This is a genomic window from Streptomyces sp. CNZ287 (genome assembly GCF_007827615.1).
Genome location: NZ_VISV01000008.1, coordinates 1 through 16,639 on the forward strand (window position 1 = coordinate 1; position 16,639 = coordinate 16,639).

14 protein-coding genes and 1 pseudogene are annotated in these 16,639 nt (G+C 71.9%); 6 read left to right on the plus strand and 9 right to left on the minus strand.

The window, feature by feature from the left end; genetic code table 11:
* From FB457_RS16190 to FB457_RS16215, 6 genes are all read right to left on the minus strand, one after another.
* A partial coding sequence (locus FB457_RS16190; RefSeq protein WP_145782259.1) for an ATP-binding cassette domain-containing protein occupies window positions 1–323 on the minus strand: 323 nt, incomplete at its 3' end.
* A gap of 24 nt (window positions 324–347) precedes the next feature.
* Window positions 348–1,415: a phosphate ABC transporter permease PstA gene (pstA, locus tag FB457_RS16195; RefSeq protein WP_047016873.1), complete on the minus strand. Its 1,068-nt coding sequence runs from the start codon at window positions 1,413–1,415 to the stop codon at window positions 348–350.
* Window positions 1,412–2,410, minus strand: coding sequence for a phosphate ABC transporter permease subunit PstC (gene pstC / locus FB457_RS16200; RefSeq protein WP_145782260.1), 999 nt, complete (start codon window positions 2,408–2,410; stop codon window positions 1,412–1,414). Before pstC ends, pstA begins: the two co-directional genes overlap by 4 nt.
* A gap of 119 nt (window positions 2,411–2,529) precedes the next feature.
* The gene (gene pstS, locus FB457_RS16205; protein WP_047016875.1) at window positions 2,530–3,669 is read right to left on the minus strand and encodes a phosphate ABC transporter substrate-binding protein PstS; all 1,140 of its coding nucleotides are present in this window, start codon (window positions 3,667–3,669) and stop codon (window positions 2,530–2,532) included.
* A 73-nt stretch (window positions 3,670–3,742) separates the two neighbouring features.
* Window positions 3,743–4,459: a response regulator transcription factor gene (locus FB457_RS16210; RefSeq protein WP_047016876.1), complete on the minus strand. Its 717-nt coding sequence runs from the start codon at window positions 4,457–4,459 to the stop codon at window positions 3,743–3,745.
* A 227-nt stretch (window positions 4,460–4,686) separates the two neighbouring features.
* Window positions 4,687–5,724: a PstS family phosphate ABC transporter substrate-binding protein gene (locus tag FB457_RS16215; RefSeq protein ID WP_145782261.1), complete on the minus strand. Its 1,038-nt coding sequence runs from the start codon at window positions 5,722–5,724 to the stop codon at window positions 4,687–4,689.
* A gap of 327 nt (window positions 5,725–6,051) precedes the next feature.
* Between FB457_RS16215 and FB457_RS16220 the strand changes: the two genes are divergently transcribed.
* The 4 genes and pseudogenes from FB457_RS16220 to FB457_RS16235 all read left to right on the plus strand — a co-directional run.
* Window positions 6,052–6,702 carry an NADPH-dependent FMN reductase gene (locus tag FB457_RS16220; protein ID WP_047016878.1) on the plus strand — a complete coding sequence of 217 codons (651 nt, stop codon included), beginning with the start codon at window positions 6,052–6,054 and terminating at the stop codon, window positions 6,700–6,702.
* A gap of 48 nt (window positions 6,703–6,750) precedes the next feature.
* Window positions 6,751–7,749: an ATP-binding cassette domain-containing protein gene (locus FB457_RS16225; RefSeq protein ID WP_047016879.1), complete on the plus strand. Its 999-nt coding sequence runs from the start codon at window positions 6,751–6,753 to the stop codon at window positions 7,747–7,749.
* Window positions 7,746–8,606, plus strand: a complete 861-nt coding sequence (locus FB457_RS16230; RefSeq protein WP_047016880.1) for an ABC transporter permease — start codon at window positions 7,746–7,748, stop codon at window positions 8,604–8,606. The genes FB457_RS16225 and FB457_RS16230 overlap by 4 nt, the downstream gene beginning before the upstream one ends.
* Before the next feature lie 235 nt (window positions 8,607–8,841).
* Window positions 8,842–9,420 (plus strand): annotated as a pseudogene (locus FB457_RS16235) (MFS transporter); the annotation flags it as partial.
* 425 nt (window positions 9,421–9,845) lie between these two features.
* On the opposite strand, the gene FB457_RS16245 reads toward FB457_RS16235, so the two are convergent.
* Together FB457_RS16245 and FB457_RS16250 are read right to left on the minus strand one after the other, a co-directional pair.
* Complete coding sequence (locus tag FB457_RS16245; protein ID WP_486589052.1) at window positions 9,846–10,118, minus strand: hypothetical protein; 273 nt, start codon at window positions 10,116–10,118, stop codon at window positions 9,846–9,848.
* A 179-nt stretch (window positions 10,119–10,297) separates the two neighbouring features.
* Window positions 10,298–12,406, minus strand: a complete 2,109-nt coding sequence (locus FB457_RS16250; protein ID WP_145782263.1) for an alkaline phosphatase PhoX — start codon at window positions 12,404–12,406, stop codon at window positions 10,298–10,300.
* Between the two features lie 183 nt (window positions 12,407–12,589).
* Between FB457_RS16250 and metG the strand changes: the two genes are divergently transcribed.
* Entirely contained in the window at window positions 12,590–14,206 is a 1,617-nt protein-coding gene (metG, locus tag FB457_RS16255; protein ID WP_145782264.1) for a methionine--tRNA ligase, read from the plus strand.
* A 45-nt stretch (window positions 14,207–14,251) separates the two neighbouring features.
* Here the strand turns inward: metG and FB457_RS16260 are convergent, their stop codons facing one another.
* A complete protein-coding gene (locus tag FB457_RS16260) occupies window positions 14,252–15,034 on the minus strand; it encodes a helix-turn-helix transcriptional regulator (RefSeq protein ID WP_047016885.1) in 783 nt (260 codons plus the stop codon).
* A 243-nt stretch (window positions 15,035–15,277) separates the two neighbouring features.
* Between FB457_RS16260 and FB457_RS16265 the strand changes: the two genes are divergently transcribed.
* The gene (locus tag FB457_RS16265; protein ID WP_486589048.1) at window positions 15,278–16,618 is read left to right on the plus strand and encodes an MFS transporter; all 1,341 of its coding nucleotides are present in this window, start codon (window positions 15,278–15,280) and stop codon (window positions 16,616–16,618) included.
* Window positions 16,619–16,639 lie beyond the last annotated feature (21 nt).

Sequence of the window (16,639 nt, forward strand, 5' to 3'; positions counted from 1 at the left end):
GCGGCCACGTTCTCGTACACGCTCATCGTCGGGAACGGGTTGGGCCGCTGGAAGACCATGCCCACCACGCGCCGTACGGAGACGGGGTCGACGCCGGAGCCGTAGAGGTTCTCGTCGTCCAGCATCACCTTCCCCTCCACCCGCGCGCCCGGGATGACCTCGTGCATGCGGTTGATGGTGCGCAGGAAGGTGGACTTGCCGCAGCCGGACGGGCCGATGAAGGCCGTCACGGACTTCGGCTCGACGGCCATCGAGATGTCCTCGATCGCCTTGAAGTCGCCGTAGTAGGCGGTGAGGCCGCTGATGTCGATGCGCTTGGCCATGTCAGATCACTTCTCCTCTGGCCGTCAGCGGCCGGTTTTCGGGGCCTTCCAGCGGGCTATGCCGCGGGCCAGCAGGTTGAGGATCATCACGAAGACGATGAGGACGAGGGCGGCGGCCCAGGCGCGGTCGAACGACGCCGACGTACCCGCCCCCCACTGCTGGTAGATGTACAGCGGCAGGGACGCCTGGCCGCCGTCGAAGGGGTTGTTGTTGATCGCGGGGCTGCCGAAGACGAGCAGCAGCACGGGGGCGGTCTCGCCGGTGATGCGGGCGACGGCCAGCATGACGCCGGTGGTGATGCCGCCGAGGGAGGTGGGGAGGACGACCTTGAGGATCGTCTTCCACTTCGGTACGCCCAGGGCGTACGACGCCTCGCGCAGCTCGTTCGGGACGAGCTTCAGCATCTCCTCGGTGGAGCGGACCACCACGGGCATCATCAGGATCGCCAGGGCCAGCGCACCGGCGAAGCCGGAGTAGCCGAAGTCCAGGATCATGATCCACAGGCTGAGGACGAAGAGGCCGGCGACGATCGACGGGATGCCCGTCATGACGTCGACGAAGAAGGTGACCGCCTTCGCCAGCGCTCCGCGGCCGTACTCCACCAGGTAGACGGCGGTCAGCAGGCCGATCGGGGTGGCGATCAGCGTGGCGATCAGCACCTGCTCGATGGTGCCCATCAGCGCGTGGTAGACGCCGCCGCCGGGCGCGACGTTGACCACGCCGCTCATCGAGTGGGTGAGGAAGTAGCCGTCGGTGACCTTGATGCCCTTGCTGACGGTCTCCCAGATCAGCGACGCCAGCGGGACGACGGCCAGCAGGAACGCCACCCACACCAGGGAGGTCGCCAGCCGGTCCTTCGCCTGCCGGCCGCCCTCGACCGCGGTCGAGATGACGAACTGGCCGATGACGAAGAGGATGGCCGCGATCAGGCCCCACTGGATGCGGCTGCCGAGGTCGGCGAGCACGCCGATGGCCACGGCCACGGCGGCGGCGCCGCCGGCGATGCCCAGGGGCGCGAAGCGGGGCAGCCGCGGCTGCTGGATGCCGAGCCGGTCGACCGGCCGCTTGTCGGCGATGGTCTGCGCGCTCATGCGTTGGCCCCCGAGTACTCCTTGCGGCGCGCGATGATCAGCCGGGCCGCGCCGTTGACCAGCAGCGTGATGACGAACAGCACCAGGCCGGAGGCGATCAGCGCGTCCCGCCCGAACTGCCCGGACTCGCCGAACGACGCGGCGATGTTCTGCGCGAACGTACCGCCGCCCGCCTGGAGGATCTCCGCCGACAGCAGCGCCGACGGCGACAGCACGGTGGCCACCGCCATCGTCTCGCCGAGCGCCCGGCCGAGACCCAGCATCGAGGCGGAGATGACGCCGGAGCGGCCGAAGGGCAGCACCGTCATGCGGATGACCTCCCAGCGCGTGGCGCCCAGCGCCAGCGCGGCCTCCTCCTGGAGGCGGGGGGTCTGGGCGAAGACCTCGCGGCTGACGTTGGTGATGATCGGCAGGATCATCACGGCCAGCAGGATGCCCGCGGTCATCAGCGAGCGCGGCGCGGTGCCGTCGAAGGAGAGCACGACGGTCCAGCCGAAGTAGCGGTCCAGCCACTCGTACGTGCCGATCAGGTGCGGCACCAGGAACAGGGCGCCCCACAGGCCGTAGACGATGGACGGGACGGCGGCCAGCAGGTCGATGACGTACGCGAGGGGCGCCGCCAGCCTCCGCGGCGCGTAGTGGGTGATGAAGAGCGCGATGCCCACGGCGATCGGCACCGCGATGACCATCGCGACGATCGAGGAGACGACCGTGCCGAAGGCCAGGACGGCGATGCCGAACTTCGGCGGGACGGCGTTCGCGTCCCACTCGAAGGTGGTGAGGAAGTTGCCCCCGTTGTCCGCGAGGGCGAGGGACGCGCGGTACGCGAGGAACGCGGCGATCGCGGCCATGATCAGCAGCAGGACGATCCCGGACCCCTTCGACAGGCCGGAGAAGACCTTGTCGCCGCGGCGGGAGCCGCCCTTGCCGTTCGACAGCAGGACCTGTGACGGCGGTGGGGCGGGGGTTTCTCTGTCGGTGGGTGGAGCAGTCATACGTGAATCTCCGGTCTGGTGTGGGGCGACGGCGCGGTCTGCGCCCGCGTCCCGGCGGCGGTGCACCGGATGGCCCCCGCCGGCCGGCGGTGTGGTTCGCCGGCCGGCGGGAGGGGGGATCAGGACAGGCTGTCGACGGTCTTGGCGACCTCGGCGGCCATCTCCGCGGGCAGCGGGGCGTAGCCGACGTCGACGATCGACTGCTGGCCGGCCTCGCTGGCGGTGTAGGAGAGGAAGGACTTCACCGCGTCCAGGGACTCCGGCTTGTTGCCCTTGTCGCACGCGATCTCGTACGTCACGAGGGTGATCGGGTACGCGCCCTCTTCCTTGGTGGCGTAGTCCAGCTCCAGCGCCATGTCGGGCGCCTTGCCGACCCGCTTGCCGACGGCGATGGCCTGGGAGGCGTTCTCCACGGTGGCCTCGACGGGCTCGGCGGCACCGGTGTCCAGCTTCACGGTGCTCAGGTCGTTGGACTCGGCGTGCGAGATCTCCATGTACGAGATGGCGCCGTCGGTCTGCTTCACCTGCGAGGACACCCCGGCCGAGCCGGTGGCGGCCTGGCCGCCCTCGATCGGCCACTTCTTGTCGGGCTCGTGCGGCCAGGCGTCCTTGGCGGCCGTGTTGAGGTAGGCGGCGAGGTTCTCGGTGGTGCCGGACTCGTCCGAGCGGTGCACGGGCTGGATCTTGGTGTCCGGCAGTTCGGCCTCGGGGTTCAGCTTGGCGATGGCCTCGTCGTTCCAGTTGGTGATCTCGCCGCCGAGCACGTTCGCCAGGGTCTCGGCGTCGAGCACCAGCTCGTCCACGCCCTCAAGGTGGTACGCGATCGCGACCGGGCCGCCGACCATCGGCAGGTTGATGCCCTGCCCGCCGGAGCAGACGTCCTTGGACTTCTCCAGCTCCTCCGGCTCCAGCGCGGAGTCGGAGCCGGCGAAGGCGGTCTGGCCGTTGAGGAACTCCTCGATGCCGGCGCCGGAGCCGACCGGCTTGTAGTTGACCGTCACGTCGGGGCAGGCGGCCTGGTAGTCGGCGACCCACTGCTGTACGGCGTTGTCCTGGGCGCTGGAGCCCGAGGCGAGCAGCTCGCCGCTGCCGCCGCACGTGATCTCGCCGCCGGCGGCGGCGCTCTTGTCGCCGCCCTTGGCCTTGTCGTCGCCGGAGTCCGAATTGTCGTCCGAGCCGCACGCCGAGAGGACGAGGGCGCTGGAGAGGGCGAGTATGCCTGCAGCGGTGCGGTACCGGATCTTGCTCTGAGACTTCACTGGGGACTTTCCTTCCTGAGGCCGCACTTCCAGGAGCGGCTGATGACAATCGAGACGAACGGAGTCGTGGGGTCTAGGGGAGGTCCGGGGCCGGCGGCACGAAGCGATAGCCGACGTTGCGGACGGTGAGGATGATCCGTGGATCGTGAGGGTTGTCCCCGATGCGGTCGCGCAGCCGACGGATGTGCACGGCGATCGTGTTGGACTTCGGTGCGCTGCCACCCCACAGCTCGGCGCTGATCTGGTCCCGGGTGACGACCTTCTCGGCGTTGGCCACCAGCAGGTGCAGCAGCTTGAACTCGCGCAGCGGAAGCTGCACCAGCCGGCCGTCGACGCGGGCCTCGAAGGTGGCGGGGTTGACGCTGTACGGGCCTGAGGCCACCGTCTGGTCCACGTCGTACGTCGCCGGGCTGGCGACGCCGAGCATCTTCAGGACCTCGTACGGCCGGTAGGGCCGGGCGACGCAGGCGCTGGCCCCGGCGGTGAGCGCCTCCACGGCGTCCTCCGCGTCGTCGGGGCCGACGCCGATGATGACCGGCGTGGTGCTGCGCCGCCGCAGCACCTCCACCACCCGGGCGCCGGGCACGAGCGGCAGTTTGGCGCTGACGAGCAGAGCGTCGGGGGACTGCAGGCCGACCTGGAGCAGCGCCTCCGCTCCGTCGGAGCAGAAGACGACCTTCACCTGATGGCCCGCCAGGTGCTCCGCAAGATCGTGCGCCACCTGTTCGTCCGGATCGGCGAGCAGCAGGACATGTCCGTGTCGCTGGCCGGGTATCGCCGGTGTGTCCATCGGTCGGTCACCACCCCCTTCGTCGCCTCTCATGGAAATCGGCGTCTGCGGACGCGGCCGGTGGTGGCGGTTAACTGAAGGTGAACATCGGAACAGGAGTGCATGATGCCGTTATCCGCCCGTTATGAACGGCGTGATCCAGGGCACCCTGAGCCCCACTGCACGTGTCGCGGCTCACCTTTCCGGCAGCCCGCCGGACCGCCGTACGGGCACGTGACCGGGGCACCTCACAGCCCGCCCGAGCCGCCCGAGTCCCCGCCGGTGTCGCCCGCGCCGCCCGGCCGGCCGCTGTGCTCCTTCAGCCGCGCCAGATCGCGCTCCAGCTCCTTCTCCTGCACGTCGCTGAGCGGGATGTAGCCGGCCTCCGAGGCGAAGTCCGTGTGGCTGTCCACGTAGAACTCGACGAACGCCTCCACCTCGGGGCGCTCCAGCGCCTTCGCCGAGGGGTAGAGGAACAGCGGCCGGGCCAGCGGCTTGTACGAGCCGTCCTGGACCGACGCCGTGCTGGGCGCGACGCAGCCGCCACCGGCGTCGATCTCCAGGGCGCGCAGCTTGTCGCGGTTCTCGTCGAAGTAGGTGAAGCCGAAGTAACCGAGCCCGCCGGAGTGCTCCGCGACGCCCTTGACGAGCGTGTTGTCGTCGCTGCTCGGGGTGAAGTCGGCGCGGGACGCCTTCTCCTCCCCGTTGATGGCCTCGGTGAAGTAGTCGAACGTGCCCGAGTCGGTGTCGGGCCCGAAGAGCTGCAGCGGCTCGTCCGGGAACGTGGGGTCGACCTCCCGCCAGCTCGCCAGCGCGGAGCCGGGCTCCCAGATGCGCTTGAGCTGGTCGGTGGTGATGCAGTCGATCCAGTCGTTGGCGCGCGGGACCACGACGGTGAGCGCGTCGTTGGCGATCGTCAGCTCGCGGTACGGCACGTCCCAGTTGGCGCAGGTCTCCTTCTCGAAGTCGTTGATCGGCCGGGATGCGTCTGATATATCCGTTTCGCCCGCGCAGAACTTGTCGAAGCCGCCGCCGGTGCCGGACGCCCCGACCTCGACCCGTACCCCCGGCTCCTGCCCGCCGAAGCGCTCGCCCGCGAGCTTCGTCAGCGGCTCCACCGTGCTGGAGCCGTCGATCGTGACCGTCCCGGCCGGCCGCGCCGTCTCGTCCTCGGCCGGGCCGGCCTCGCTCTCGGCGCCGCAGGACACGAGGGAGGCGACGGCGGCCGGGGCGAGGAGGAGGACGCCCAGGCGGGCGGCGGTGCGCTTCGTCTTTGTCGGGCTCACGGGCTTTCACTGCTCCTCGCTGATCGATTCGGACATACCTCGGGTCCTGTATCGAAGTGGCGGCAGTCGGCCATGCGGGGCGGCTTCGGTGAGCAAGGGGTGAACAGTGGACGACCAGACGTGATGCCGTTATGCGGCTGTGATGAAAGCGCGGACCACGAGGCGAACGCGCAGGCGGGAGGGGTGTACGCGGCCCGCGCCGGCCCGGCGCGCGTCGATGCGCGAGGCCCGCTAGATCGGATCTAGCGGGCGCCTGCCGGGTTCTGGCGCCTGAAGGGTGAAGGCCCGGGCACACCGCCCGGGGCGGCCGAGACCGGGGGGTGCGCGATGCGGAACGGCGAGTCCGGCGTACGCGAGACGCCCGGCGCCGCGGCGGCGTCCGGCCCCCCGGGCGCGGCCGGCGCGGGCGCCCTGCTGCGGATCGCGTGCATACTCGGCGGCCAGGAGGAGCCCGACTGCCGCCCGCCCGCCGTCGCCCACTGGCTCGACGAGCTGGCGGGCGCCCGCGGCGACATGACTCTGCGCGTGCTGGACCTCGCCGACTACGACCTCCCGCTGCGCTACCCCGCGCACCCGACCGAGCAGATGGCCTCGTTCACCGCGGAGCTGGCGTCGGCCGAGGGCTTCGTCGTGGTCACCCCCGAGTGCAACCGCAGCTTCCCCGCGCAGCTCAAGCACGCCATCGACACCGGCTACGACGAGTGGCACGCGAAGCCCGTCGGCTTCGTCTCGTACGGCTTCGGCTGCGACGGCGTGCGCGCGGTGGAGCACCTGAGGTCGGTCTTCACCGAGCTGCACACGGTCACGGTGCGGGACTCGGTCGGAATCGACCTGCGCTTCACCGATGAGAAATTCCCGGCCGGCGGGTCCCTCTATTCGGACGGGCTGGTACGCGCCGCGGGCGCCCTGCTGGACCAGCTCACCTGGTGGGGTCTCGCACTGAGAGAGGCCCGCGCGACGCGGCCGTACGTGGCGTAGCACAAGCCGCACACATACCTGATGTTGGAGAATCTGGAGAAGAAGCACATGACTAACGACCCGTCCGGCCTGGCGATCGAGACGTCGGGGCTTGTGAAGGTGTTCGGCGAGACCCGCGCGGTGGACGGCGTCGACCTCGCCGTCCCCCGCGGCACCGTCTACGGCGTTCTCGGCCCCAACGGCGCCGGGAAGACCACCACCGTGAAGATGCTCGCCACCCTGCTGCGCCCCGACGGCGGCGAGGCCCGGATCTTCGGCAAGGACGTCGTCCGCGACGCGAACGCCGTACGCTCCCGGGTGAGCCTCACCGGCCAGTACGCCTCCGTGGACGAGGACCTGACCGGCACCGAGAACCTGGTGCTGCTCGGCCGCCTCCTCGGGCACAGGCCCGCAGCCGCGCGCGTGCGCGCCGCGCAGTTGCTGGAGGCGTTCGGCCTCAGTGAGGCCGCGGCCAAGCAGGTGAAGAACTACTCGGGCGGCATGCGGCGGCGCATCGACATCGCCGCGTCCATCCTCAACACCCCCGACCTGCTCTTCCTCGACGAGCCGACCACCGGCCTCGACCCGCGCAGCCGCAACCAGGTCTGGGACATCGTCCGCGCGGTCGTCGCCCAGGGCACCACCGTCCTGCTCACCACCCAGTACCTGGACGAGGCGGACCAGCTCGCCTCCCGGATCGCCGTCATCGACCACGGCAAGGTCATCGCCGAGGGCACCAAGGGCGAGCTGAAGGCGTCCGTCGGCGCCGGCTCGGTCCACCTCCGGCTGCGCGACGCCGCGCAGCGCGCGGAGGCGGTCGCCCTGCTGGAGACGGCGCTCGCCGGCGCCCAGGTGCAGCTGGAGCCCGACCCCGTCGCGCTCACGGCCCGCGTCGGCAACGGCGACGGCAGCGCCGCCGCCGCCCAGGCCGCCGCCGCGCTGGCGGAGCTCGCCCGCGCGGACATCACCGTCGACAACTTCTCGCTGGGCCAGCCCAGCCTGGACGAGGTCTTCCTCGCCCTCACCGACCGCCCGGCCGGTGCCGAGACCCAGGAGGCAGCAGCATGAGCACCGCGACCGAGACCCGGACCCAGGGCCGTACGGAGGACCTGGCGCCGGTCACCACCGAGAGCCTGGCGGAGCTGCTGGTCTCCAAGGAGCGGCCGCCGCAGCCCAGTGCGTGGTCCGCCTCCGTGACGTTCGGCTGGCGCGCCGTGCTGAAGATCAAGCACGTGCCGGAGCAGCTCTTCGACGTCACCGCTTTCCCGATCATGATGGTGCTGATGTACACGTACCTCTTCGGGGGTGCGCTGGCCGGCTCCACCTCGGACTACCTGCAGTACCTGCTGCCGGGCATCCTGGTGATGAGCATCGTCATGATCACGATGTACACCGGCGTCTCCGTCAACACCGACATCGAGAAGGGAGTCTTCGACCGCTTCCGCTCGCTGCCGATCTGGCGCCCCGCGGTGATGGTCGGCTACCTGCTGGGCGACATGCTGCGCTACCTCATAGCGTCGGTGGTGATGGTCGGTGTCGGCCTCATCATGGGCTTCCGCCCGGACGGCGGCGTGGTGGGCGTGCTCGCGGGGGTGGCGCTGCTGATCGTCTTCTCGTTCGCGTTCTCGTGGATCTGGACGATGTTCGGCCTGCTGCTCCGCACGGAGAAGTCGGTCATGGGCGTCAGCATGATGGTCCTCTTCCCGACGACCTTCCTCAGCGACATCTTCGTCGAGCCGGAGACGATGCCGGGCTGGCTCCAGGCGTTCGTCAACAACAACCCGGTGACGCACCTCGCCGCCGCGGTCCGCGACCTGATGCACGGCGACTGGCCGGGCGCGGACATCGCGTGGACGCTGGGCTGGGCGGGCGCGATCGTGGCGATCTTCGGCCCGATCACGATGCGCCTCTACGCCAGGAAGTAGCGCGACGCCGCGCGCGACCGGGCCCGTCCCCTTCCGGCTGGAAAGGGGCGGGCCCGGTCATGTCCGCCTTCCCCTCTGCTAAGTTCCGTCGCATGTTCCTCCCCCGTGCATAGGAGCCGGTGCCGCCGCGCCCGTCCGGCGTGGCCGTATGCCGCCCGTGCACGCCTTCGAGCGCTGTGGTTCCGCGCTCCTTTCACCGAGGAACCTCACCATGTCCGCGCTTTCTTACGCGGCTCTGCTGCGCATCCCCCATGCCTCCCGCACCTTCGGCGCCGCCCTGCTGGGGCGGCTGTCGTACGGGATGGTGTCGCTGTCGCTGCTGCTCTCCGTCAAGGCCGCCACCGGGTCGTACACCGCGGCCGGGGCCGCCCTGGCGTGCTTCGGGGCGACCAGCGTGACCCTGTCGCCGGTACGCGCCGGCGTCATCGACCGGCACGGCCCCCGCCGTGCGCTGCCGCCGATGGCCGCCGCGTACGCGCTGCTGCTGGCGGCGCTGGCCGTCGTCACCGCGGACGGCGGCACGGGCGCCGCGGGGCTGACCGCGCTGGCGGCGGCGGCCGGGGCGCTGACGCCGCCGCTGGGTCCCGTGATGCGGGTGCTGTGGAGCGACCTGGTGCCGCCGGGGCTGCTCTCGCGCGCGTACAGCCTGGACTCGGTCGCCGAGGAACTGCTGCTCGTGACGGGGCCGTTGCTGGTCGGCGCGATCGTGACCGCGGCGCCGGCGCCGGTGGGCCTGGCGGCGAGCGCGGCCCTCATCCTCTGCGGCACGCTCGCGCTGGTCGCGTCGCCGGTGGCGGGGGCGAGGAAGGGGTCCCGGGCGGCGGCGCGCCACCAGCCGGTCCGCGTCCGCCTCTTCGGCCCCCGCCTGTGCGCCCGCGGACCGCCCGGTCTCCGGCGCCAGCCAGCCGGTCAGCGTCACCCGGGCCCGTACCCGGTCCCGTACCCCCACCGGCGCGATGTCCGTCAGATGCAGCCGCACCGGAAGGTCGCCCGCCGGGGCGCAGACCACCCGCGCCGCGAGCGCGCTCTCCGCCGGCGGGCGCAGCCGCAGCAGCCGGCCACCGGGGCCCGGGGCCGTCGTGTGCAGGCCCACCAGGTCGCAGCGGAAGCCGTCGGTCTCCAGCGTCAGCGAGCCCGCGGTCGCCAGGATCGTGCGCACCCGCTCCGCGGGCGCCGGCGCGGCGGTGCCGCTGCCTGCCTCCGCGCGTCCGTCGTCGAAGAATGCCATGCCCCGCCCCCTCAGCCGAGCTTGCCGGCGTTCTCGAGGGCGTCGGCGAACCACAGGTCGGGCGGCGGGAACATGTTGCTGATCAGCAGCTCGGGGCCGAGCGAGGCGGACTTCTCGACGCTGAACTCGCCCCACGCCCCGCCGAGGCTCTCCAGCTCCGCCAGGTCCAGGTCGCCCGCCTGCGGGTCGGGTCTGCCGTCGATCGGCTCGCTGGGGCCGAGGGTGCCGGCTGAGGTGGGCAGGGTGCGGCGGGAGAGCGGGGTGGTCGGTGCGGTGGTGGCCAAGGCTGGGTTCCCCCTCGGGCGGTCGACTTAGGTGAGGCTAACCTAATATGCTCGACCAGGGAACCCGGGCCGACGGCCCCGCGGCACGCCGACACGTGCGCGCGGGGCCGCCGGACCCGTCGAACCGGAGGTTCCGCTACGGGACCGGAGGGGGTATCGGGGTCGCTGCGGGAGAAGCGTCAGGCCCCGATGCGCCCGCCCCCGGTGCGCCAGACGTTGACGACCGCCGGGCGGTTGGGCTTGCCGGGGCCGTCAGGCCACGCCGAGCCCGGGTTCTCGTACGACGCGCCGTCGACCTCGCCCGGGTGCTGCACCGCGACGAGCACGCGGTCCTCCTGCACCACGGGGCCGCAGGTCTCCGCGCCGGTGGGCATGCTGAGGAACTGCTTCACCTGGCCCTCGTAGCGGCCCGTGGTCGCCACGCCGAACAGCCCGTCGTGGTTGCCGAGCGCGTTGCCGTCGGTGGAGATCCACAGGTTGCCGTACGGGTCGAACGCCACGTTGTCCGGGCAGGAGATGGGGCTGACCTTGTCCTTCGGGAAGCCCGCGAAGTACGTCGACGGGTCCGCCGGGTCGCCGCAGACCAGGAAGAGCCGCCAGCCGAAGCCGGTGGCCGCCGGGTCGTCGCGCTTCTCCGTCAGCTCCAGGACGTGCCCGTGCTTGTTGGCATTGCGCGGATTGGCCTCGTCGGCCTTGGCGTTGGTGCCGGTGCCGCGGTTGGTGTTGTTCGTCAGCGCGACGTACACCTTGCCGCTGTTCGGGCTCGGCTCCACGTCCTCCGGGCGGTCCATCTTCGTCGCGCCGGCCCTGTCGGCGGCGAGGCGGGTGAAGACGTAGACCTCCTCGGCCGTCATGCCGGGGACGAAGCTGCGGTTCCCGCTGGCCAGCTTGATCCACTCGCCGGAGCCGTCGAACTCGCCGTCCGCGGGCAGCTTGCCACTGCCGTCGATCTCGCCGGCCGGGCTGTCGCCGGTGAGCTTGGCGACGTACAGCGTGCCCTCGTCGAGGAGCGTCATGTTGTGGGCGCGCGCCCAGCGGCTGTTGCCGCGCATCATGCGCTTGTCGGAGACGAACTTGTAGAGGTAGTCGAAGCGCTCGTCGTCACCGGAGTACGCGACCGCGCGGCCGTCGCGCGTCAGCCGGATGCTGGCGCCCTCGTGCTTGAAGCGGCCGAGCGCGGTGTGCTTGACGGGGGTCGAGTCCGGGTCGTACGGGTCGATCTCCACGACCCAGCCGAAACGGTTCGGCTCGTGGGGCTCCTTGGCGATGTCGAAGCGGTCGTCGAACTGCTCCCACTTGCGCCCGGAGGCGCCGGTGGGGAGGCCGTAGCGCGCGAGGCGCTGCCGGGCGACGGGGTCGGTGACGGCCCCGGCGTTGGCGAAGTACTGGTTGAAGTTCTCCTCGCCGGAGAGCACCGTGCCCCACGGGGTGGTGCCGCCCGCGCAGTTGTTGAGGGTGCCGAGCACGCGCCGGCCGGTCGGGTCCGCGGAGGTCTTGAGCAGGTCGCCGCCCGCGGCCGGGCCGCGCAGCTCGAACGCGGTGGTGGCGGTGATCCGGCGGTTCAGCGGGTGCCGCGGTACGGCGCGGAGGGTGCCGCCGCCCGTGCCCCGGCCGCCGTCCTCCTGGACGGCCACGACGGACATGCCGTGCGCGGCCCAGCCGATCTCGGCCTGCTCGCGGGTGACGTTCTCCGGGTCGTACCCGGGGAACATGAGCTGCTCGTCGGTGTACTCGTGGTTCGCCACCAGCAGTTCCCGGCCGCGCTCGCCGCGCAGCGGCAGCAGGGCGAGGAAGTCGACGTTGTAGCCGAACTGGCCGGCCTGGGCGGCGGCCGACTGGCGGGCCGGGTCGAAGGCGGGGGCGCCGCGCAGGACGGGGTCGCCCCAGGCGATGACGACGTTCTGCTCGTAGCCGTCGGCGACGGTGACGGTGTCGTCGGTGTTGGGCGCGACCGCGTCGAAGCGCAGGCCGCGGGCGGCGCCGCCGCCGGCCCCGCCGCTGCCGGGACCGCGGCCGAAGGTGCCGGCCGGCGAGGTGGGCGAGGCCGGCGCCGCCGACGCCGGGCCGGCGCCGACGAGCTGCGCGCCCGCCGCCACCACGGTCACCGCGGCACCGGCGCGCAGCGCCCCGCGGCGGGAGACGGCGCGGGCGACGATGTCGCCGGCGTACTCGTTGTCGCTGGTGTTCGGCACCTCGTGGAAGCAGGCGTCGCCACAGCGGTAGCGACAGGTCATGGCCGAGCGCCCGCCCGGGTGCGGCGAGCCGATGAGCGGCAGAAGTCTGCGCACGATCCCCTCCGGATTCTGTGAGTTCGCGCCGGACGCTAGGCGCGTAGTCCCGCCGAGGGGAGAAGCGGACCTGAACACAAGGTGAACCCGCGCCGGTGAGGTGCGCGGGCGGCCTACGATGAGCGGTTGGTCACCGTGGGTAACCGGATGAGTGCGATGGCCTAGGCCGTTAGGATTTCGACCATGGCGGCCACTGGAGAAGAGCAGCAGGGGACGAAGGCGTACTACGTCTCGACCCCCATCTACTACGTGAACGACGCTCCGCACCTGGGCCACGCCTATACGACCGTCGCAGGCGACGTGCTCACCCGCTGGCACCGCCAGCGCGGTGAGAAGGTGTGGTACCTCACCGGCACGGACGAGCACGGTCAGAAGATCATGCGCACCGCGGAGGCGCACGGCGTCACCCCGCAGGAGTGGTGCGACAAGCTCGTGGAGGAGGCGTGGAAGCCCCTCTGGGAGCACCTGGAGATCGCGAACGACGACTTCATCCGCACCACGGAGAAGCGGCACACGGACCGGGTGCAGGAGTTCGTCCAGGACCTGTACGACAAGGGCGAGATCTACCAGGGCGGCTACGAGGGCCCGTACTGCGTCGGCTGCGAGGAGTACAAGACCCCCGGCGAGCTGCTCGACGGCGAGGGAGAGTACGCGGGCCTGAAGCTCTGCCCCATCCACAAGACGCCGGTGGAGATGCTGAAGGAGGAGAACTACTTCTTCAAGCTCTCGGAGTACGGTCCGAAGCTGCTGGAGTTCTACGAGGCCAACCCCGGCTTCGTCCAGCCCGAGTCGGCCCGTAACGAGGTCGTGAACTTCGTCCGGCAGGGCCTCAACGACCTGTCGATCTCCCGCTCCACCTTCGACTGGGGCGTGCGGGTCCCGTGGGACGACAAGCACGTGATCTACGTGTGGATCGACGCCCTCCTCAACTACGCGACCGCCGTGGGCTACGGCGCGGACGAGCAGAAGTTCGCCGGCACCTGTCCGGCGGACGTCCACCTCGTCGGCAAGGACATCCTCCGCTTCCACGCGGTGATCTGGCCGGCGATGCTGATGGCCAACGGGCTGCCGCTGCCGGGCAAGGTCTTCGCCAACGGCTGGCTGATGGTCGGCGGCGAGAAGATGTCGAAGTCCAACCTGACCGGCATCAAGCCGCAGGACCTCACGGACCACTTCGGCGTCGACGCGTACCGCTGGTACTTCCTGCGGGCCATCCAGTACGGCCAGGACGGCTCGTTCTCCTGGGAGGACTTCACCCACCGCTACACCAGCGAACTGGCCAACGACTACGGCAACCTGGCGTCGCGCGTGGGCGCGATGACCGTCAAGTACTTCGACGGCGACCTCCCGGCGGCCCCGGCCGCGGGCCCCGCGGAACAGGTGATCGTCGACGGCCTGGCGCACGCGGCGGCGGAGGCGGACCGGCGGATCGGCGACGAACTCGACTTCGCGGGCGGCATCGCGGCGGTCTTCGACTTCATCAAGAAGGTCAACCTGTACCTGACGGAACAGGAGCCCTGGAAGGTCGCGAAGGACACCTCCCCCGAGGCCCAGGCCCGCCTGGCGACGATCCTCTACACCGCGGCGGAGGCCCTCCGCGCGGTCGCGGTCCTGCTGCACCCGGTGATGCCGCGCACGTCCCAGCAGCTCTGGTCGTCCCTGGGCGCGGAACCCGCCCTGGGCCCGCTGGCCGACCAGCGCCTCGCGGAGGCCGCCGACTGGGGCCGCCTCCCGGCGGGCGCCCGGGTGACGAAGGGTGCGATCCTCTTCCCGCGCCTGGAGGAGCCGAAGCAGTCCTGAGCGGTACGGGCCCGCCGCCCCACCGGGCGGCGGGCCCGGCCGTGATCATTCGCCGGGGGCGTGCGGCGCGTCGCCGCCCAGGTAGCGGCCCGGGGACGTGCCGACCGTTCGCCGGAACGCCGCGAGGAACGCGCTCGGCGTCGCGTATCCCACGGTGTGCGCGACCCGGGAGACGGGCTGCCCCTCGGCGAGGAGGGGCAGGGCGGCGCGCATCCGCAGATGGGTGCGCCAGCGGTCGAAGGTCATGCCGGTGTCGTGGACGAACAACCGGGTCAGGGTGCGCCGGCTCACGCCGGCGCTCCGCGCGTGAGCCTCCAGCCCCCGGGGGTCCGCGGGGTCGGCGAGCAGCGCGTCGGCCACCGCGCGCACGCGGTCGTCGGTGGGGCTCGGTACGTCGATGGGGGTGGCCGGCAGCGGGCGCAGGAGACCCAGGACGACCGCCTCAGCCCGTAGCCGCGCGTCGTCGGGCAGGCTCTCGTCGCTCAGGTGGACGAACAGGTGGGCCAGCAGGCCGTCGACGCCGACCGGCGTGGGCTCCGTCCAGTCCAGGTCGCATCGGTCCGGTGCGAAGTAGAGGCTGCACAGCACCGCGTCGCGGGTCGCCCCCGTCCTGTGGACGACCCCCGCGGGCAGCCACAGCGCCCGGGTGCGAGGCAGGACCCAGTACGAGTCGCCGACGGCGACGCCCAGCACTCCGCGCCGCGCCCAGGCCACCTGGTGCTGCGGGTGGCTGTGCGGGACGAACCACTGCCCGGACGCCAGCGGGAAGGTCCCGACGACGATGGCGCCCACCCCGGCCGGGACGGCTCCGAAGACGGCATCGGTCATGCCTCCCAGCGTATGTCCCCAACGCGATACGACGTGGCCCAGTAGCGTATCGCGGCCAGGGCGCCGGGCGCCTAGCGTCGTCGTATGCCCACCGATCCTCCGCGCCCCGGGCGCGACCGCAGCGTGACCGGCCCCGCCCCGCAGCACGGGACGCCCGCCGTGACGGCGGCGTCGGCAGCGGCCGGGCCGGGGGCCGGCGGGCGGCGCGGGCCGGCCCTGGTGGTCCTCTGCTTCGTGCAGTTCATGCTCGTCGTGGACGACAACGTGGTGAGCGTCGCGCTCCCCACCGTGCGCGACGACCTCGGCTTCAGCACCCCGGGGCTGGCGTGGGTCGTCAACGCCTACTTCCTCGCCTTCGGCGGACTGCTGCTGCTCTTCGGCCGCATGGCCGACCTGCTGGGCCGCCGGCGCATCTTCCTCACCGGCGTGACCGTGTTCGGTGCGGCGAGTCTGCTCTGCGGGCTCGCGCAGGAGCCCTGGCACCTGGTGGCCGGGCGGTTCGCGCAGGGCGCGGGAGCGGCCATGGCCAGCCCCGCCGCACTGGCGCTGATCGCGCTCCTGTACCCGGGGACCAGGGAGCGCGCCCGGGCGTTCGGCATCTGGGGCGGGATCGCGGGCCTGGGCGGCACGGCGGGCCTGGTGATCTCCGGCGCGCTGACCGGCCTCGCGTCCTGGCGCTGGATCTTCCTCATCAACCTGCCGGTGGCGCTGGCGGCCGTCGTGCTGCTCCCGCGCCTGGAGCCCGAGAGCCGCGCCGCACGCGCGGCCCGCCTCGACGTCCCCGGCGCGGTCCTGGGCACCGGCGCCCTCGTGTCCCTGGTCTACGGGCTGCTGCGGAGCGCCGAGTCGGGCTGGGGCGACCCCGGGACCGCCGGGCCCCTGGTCCTCGCCGCCCTCCTGGCCGCCGCGTTCCTCGCGGTCGAAGCACGCACCGCCGAGCCGCTGGTGCCGCTGTCGTTCCTCGCCTTCCGCTTCCGCGCCGTGGCCAACGGGGCGACCCTGCTGTTCTCCGCGGCCATGTACGCGATGGCCTTCCTGCTGATGGTGCACCTGCAGACCGTGCTGGGCTACCGCCCGCTCGCGGCCGGCCTCGCCTACCTGCCGTACGGCGGCGGCATCCTGATCGGCATGTGGCTCTCCTCCCGAGCCGTGACGAGGCTCGGCGCACGACCGGCTCTCGTGCTGTCGTTCCTGATCACCGCGGCCGGGCTGCTGCTGCTTGCGGGCGTGGCACCGAGCGACGGCTACGGGTCCGGCGTGCTGCCCGGCATGCTCCTCACGAGCCTCGGATGCGGCCTGAGCCTGCCCGCTCTCACCGTCGCGGCCCTCACGGGCACCACCGGCGAGAACGCCGGCCTCGGCTCGGCGGTCCTGACCTCCGTCCAGCAGGTCGGGGGCGCCGTGGGGGTGGCGGTCTTCGTCGGCCTGGCCACCCGGCGCCGCGACGACCTGACCGCGGGCCACGACCCCCTGCACGCGGCAACGGAGGGCTTCTCCACCGCACTCACCACGGCCGCCGCCCTCCTCACCCTCGGCGCAATCCTCATAGCCGCGCTACTCCGCGGCCCGGCCGTCAAGGCATGACGGAAGGGGGGTGGGGTGCCG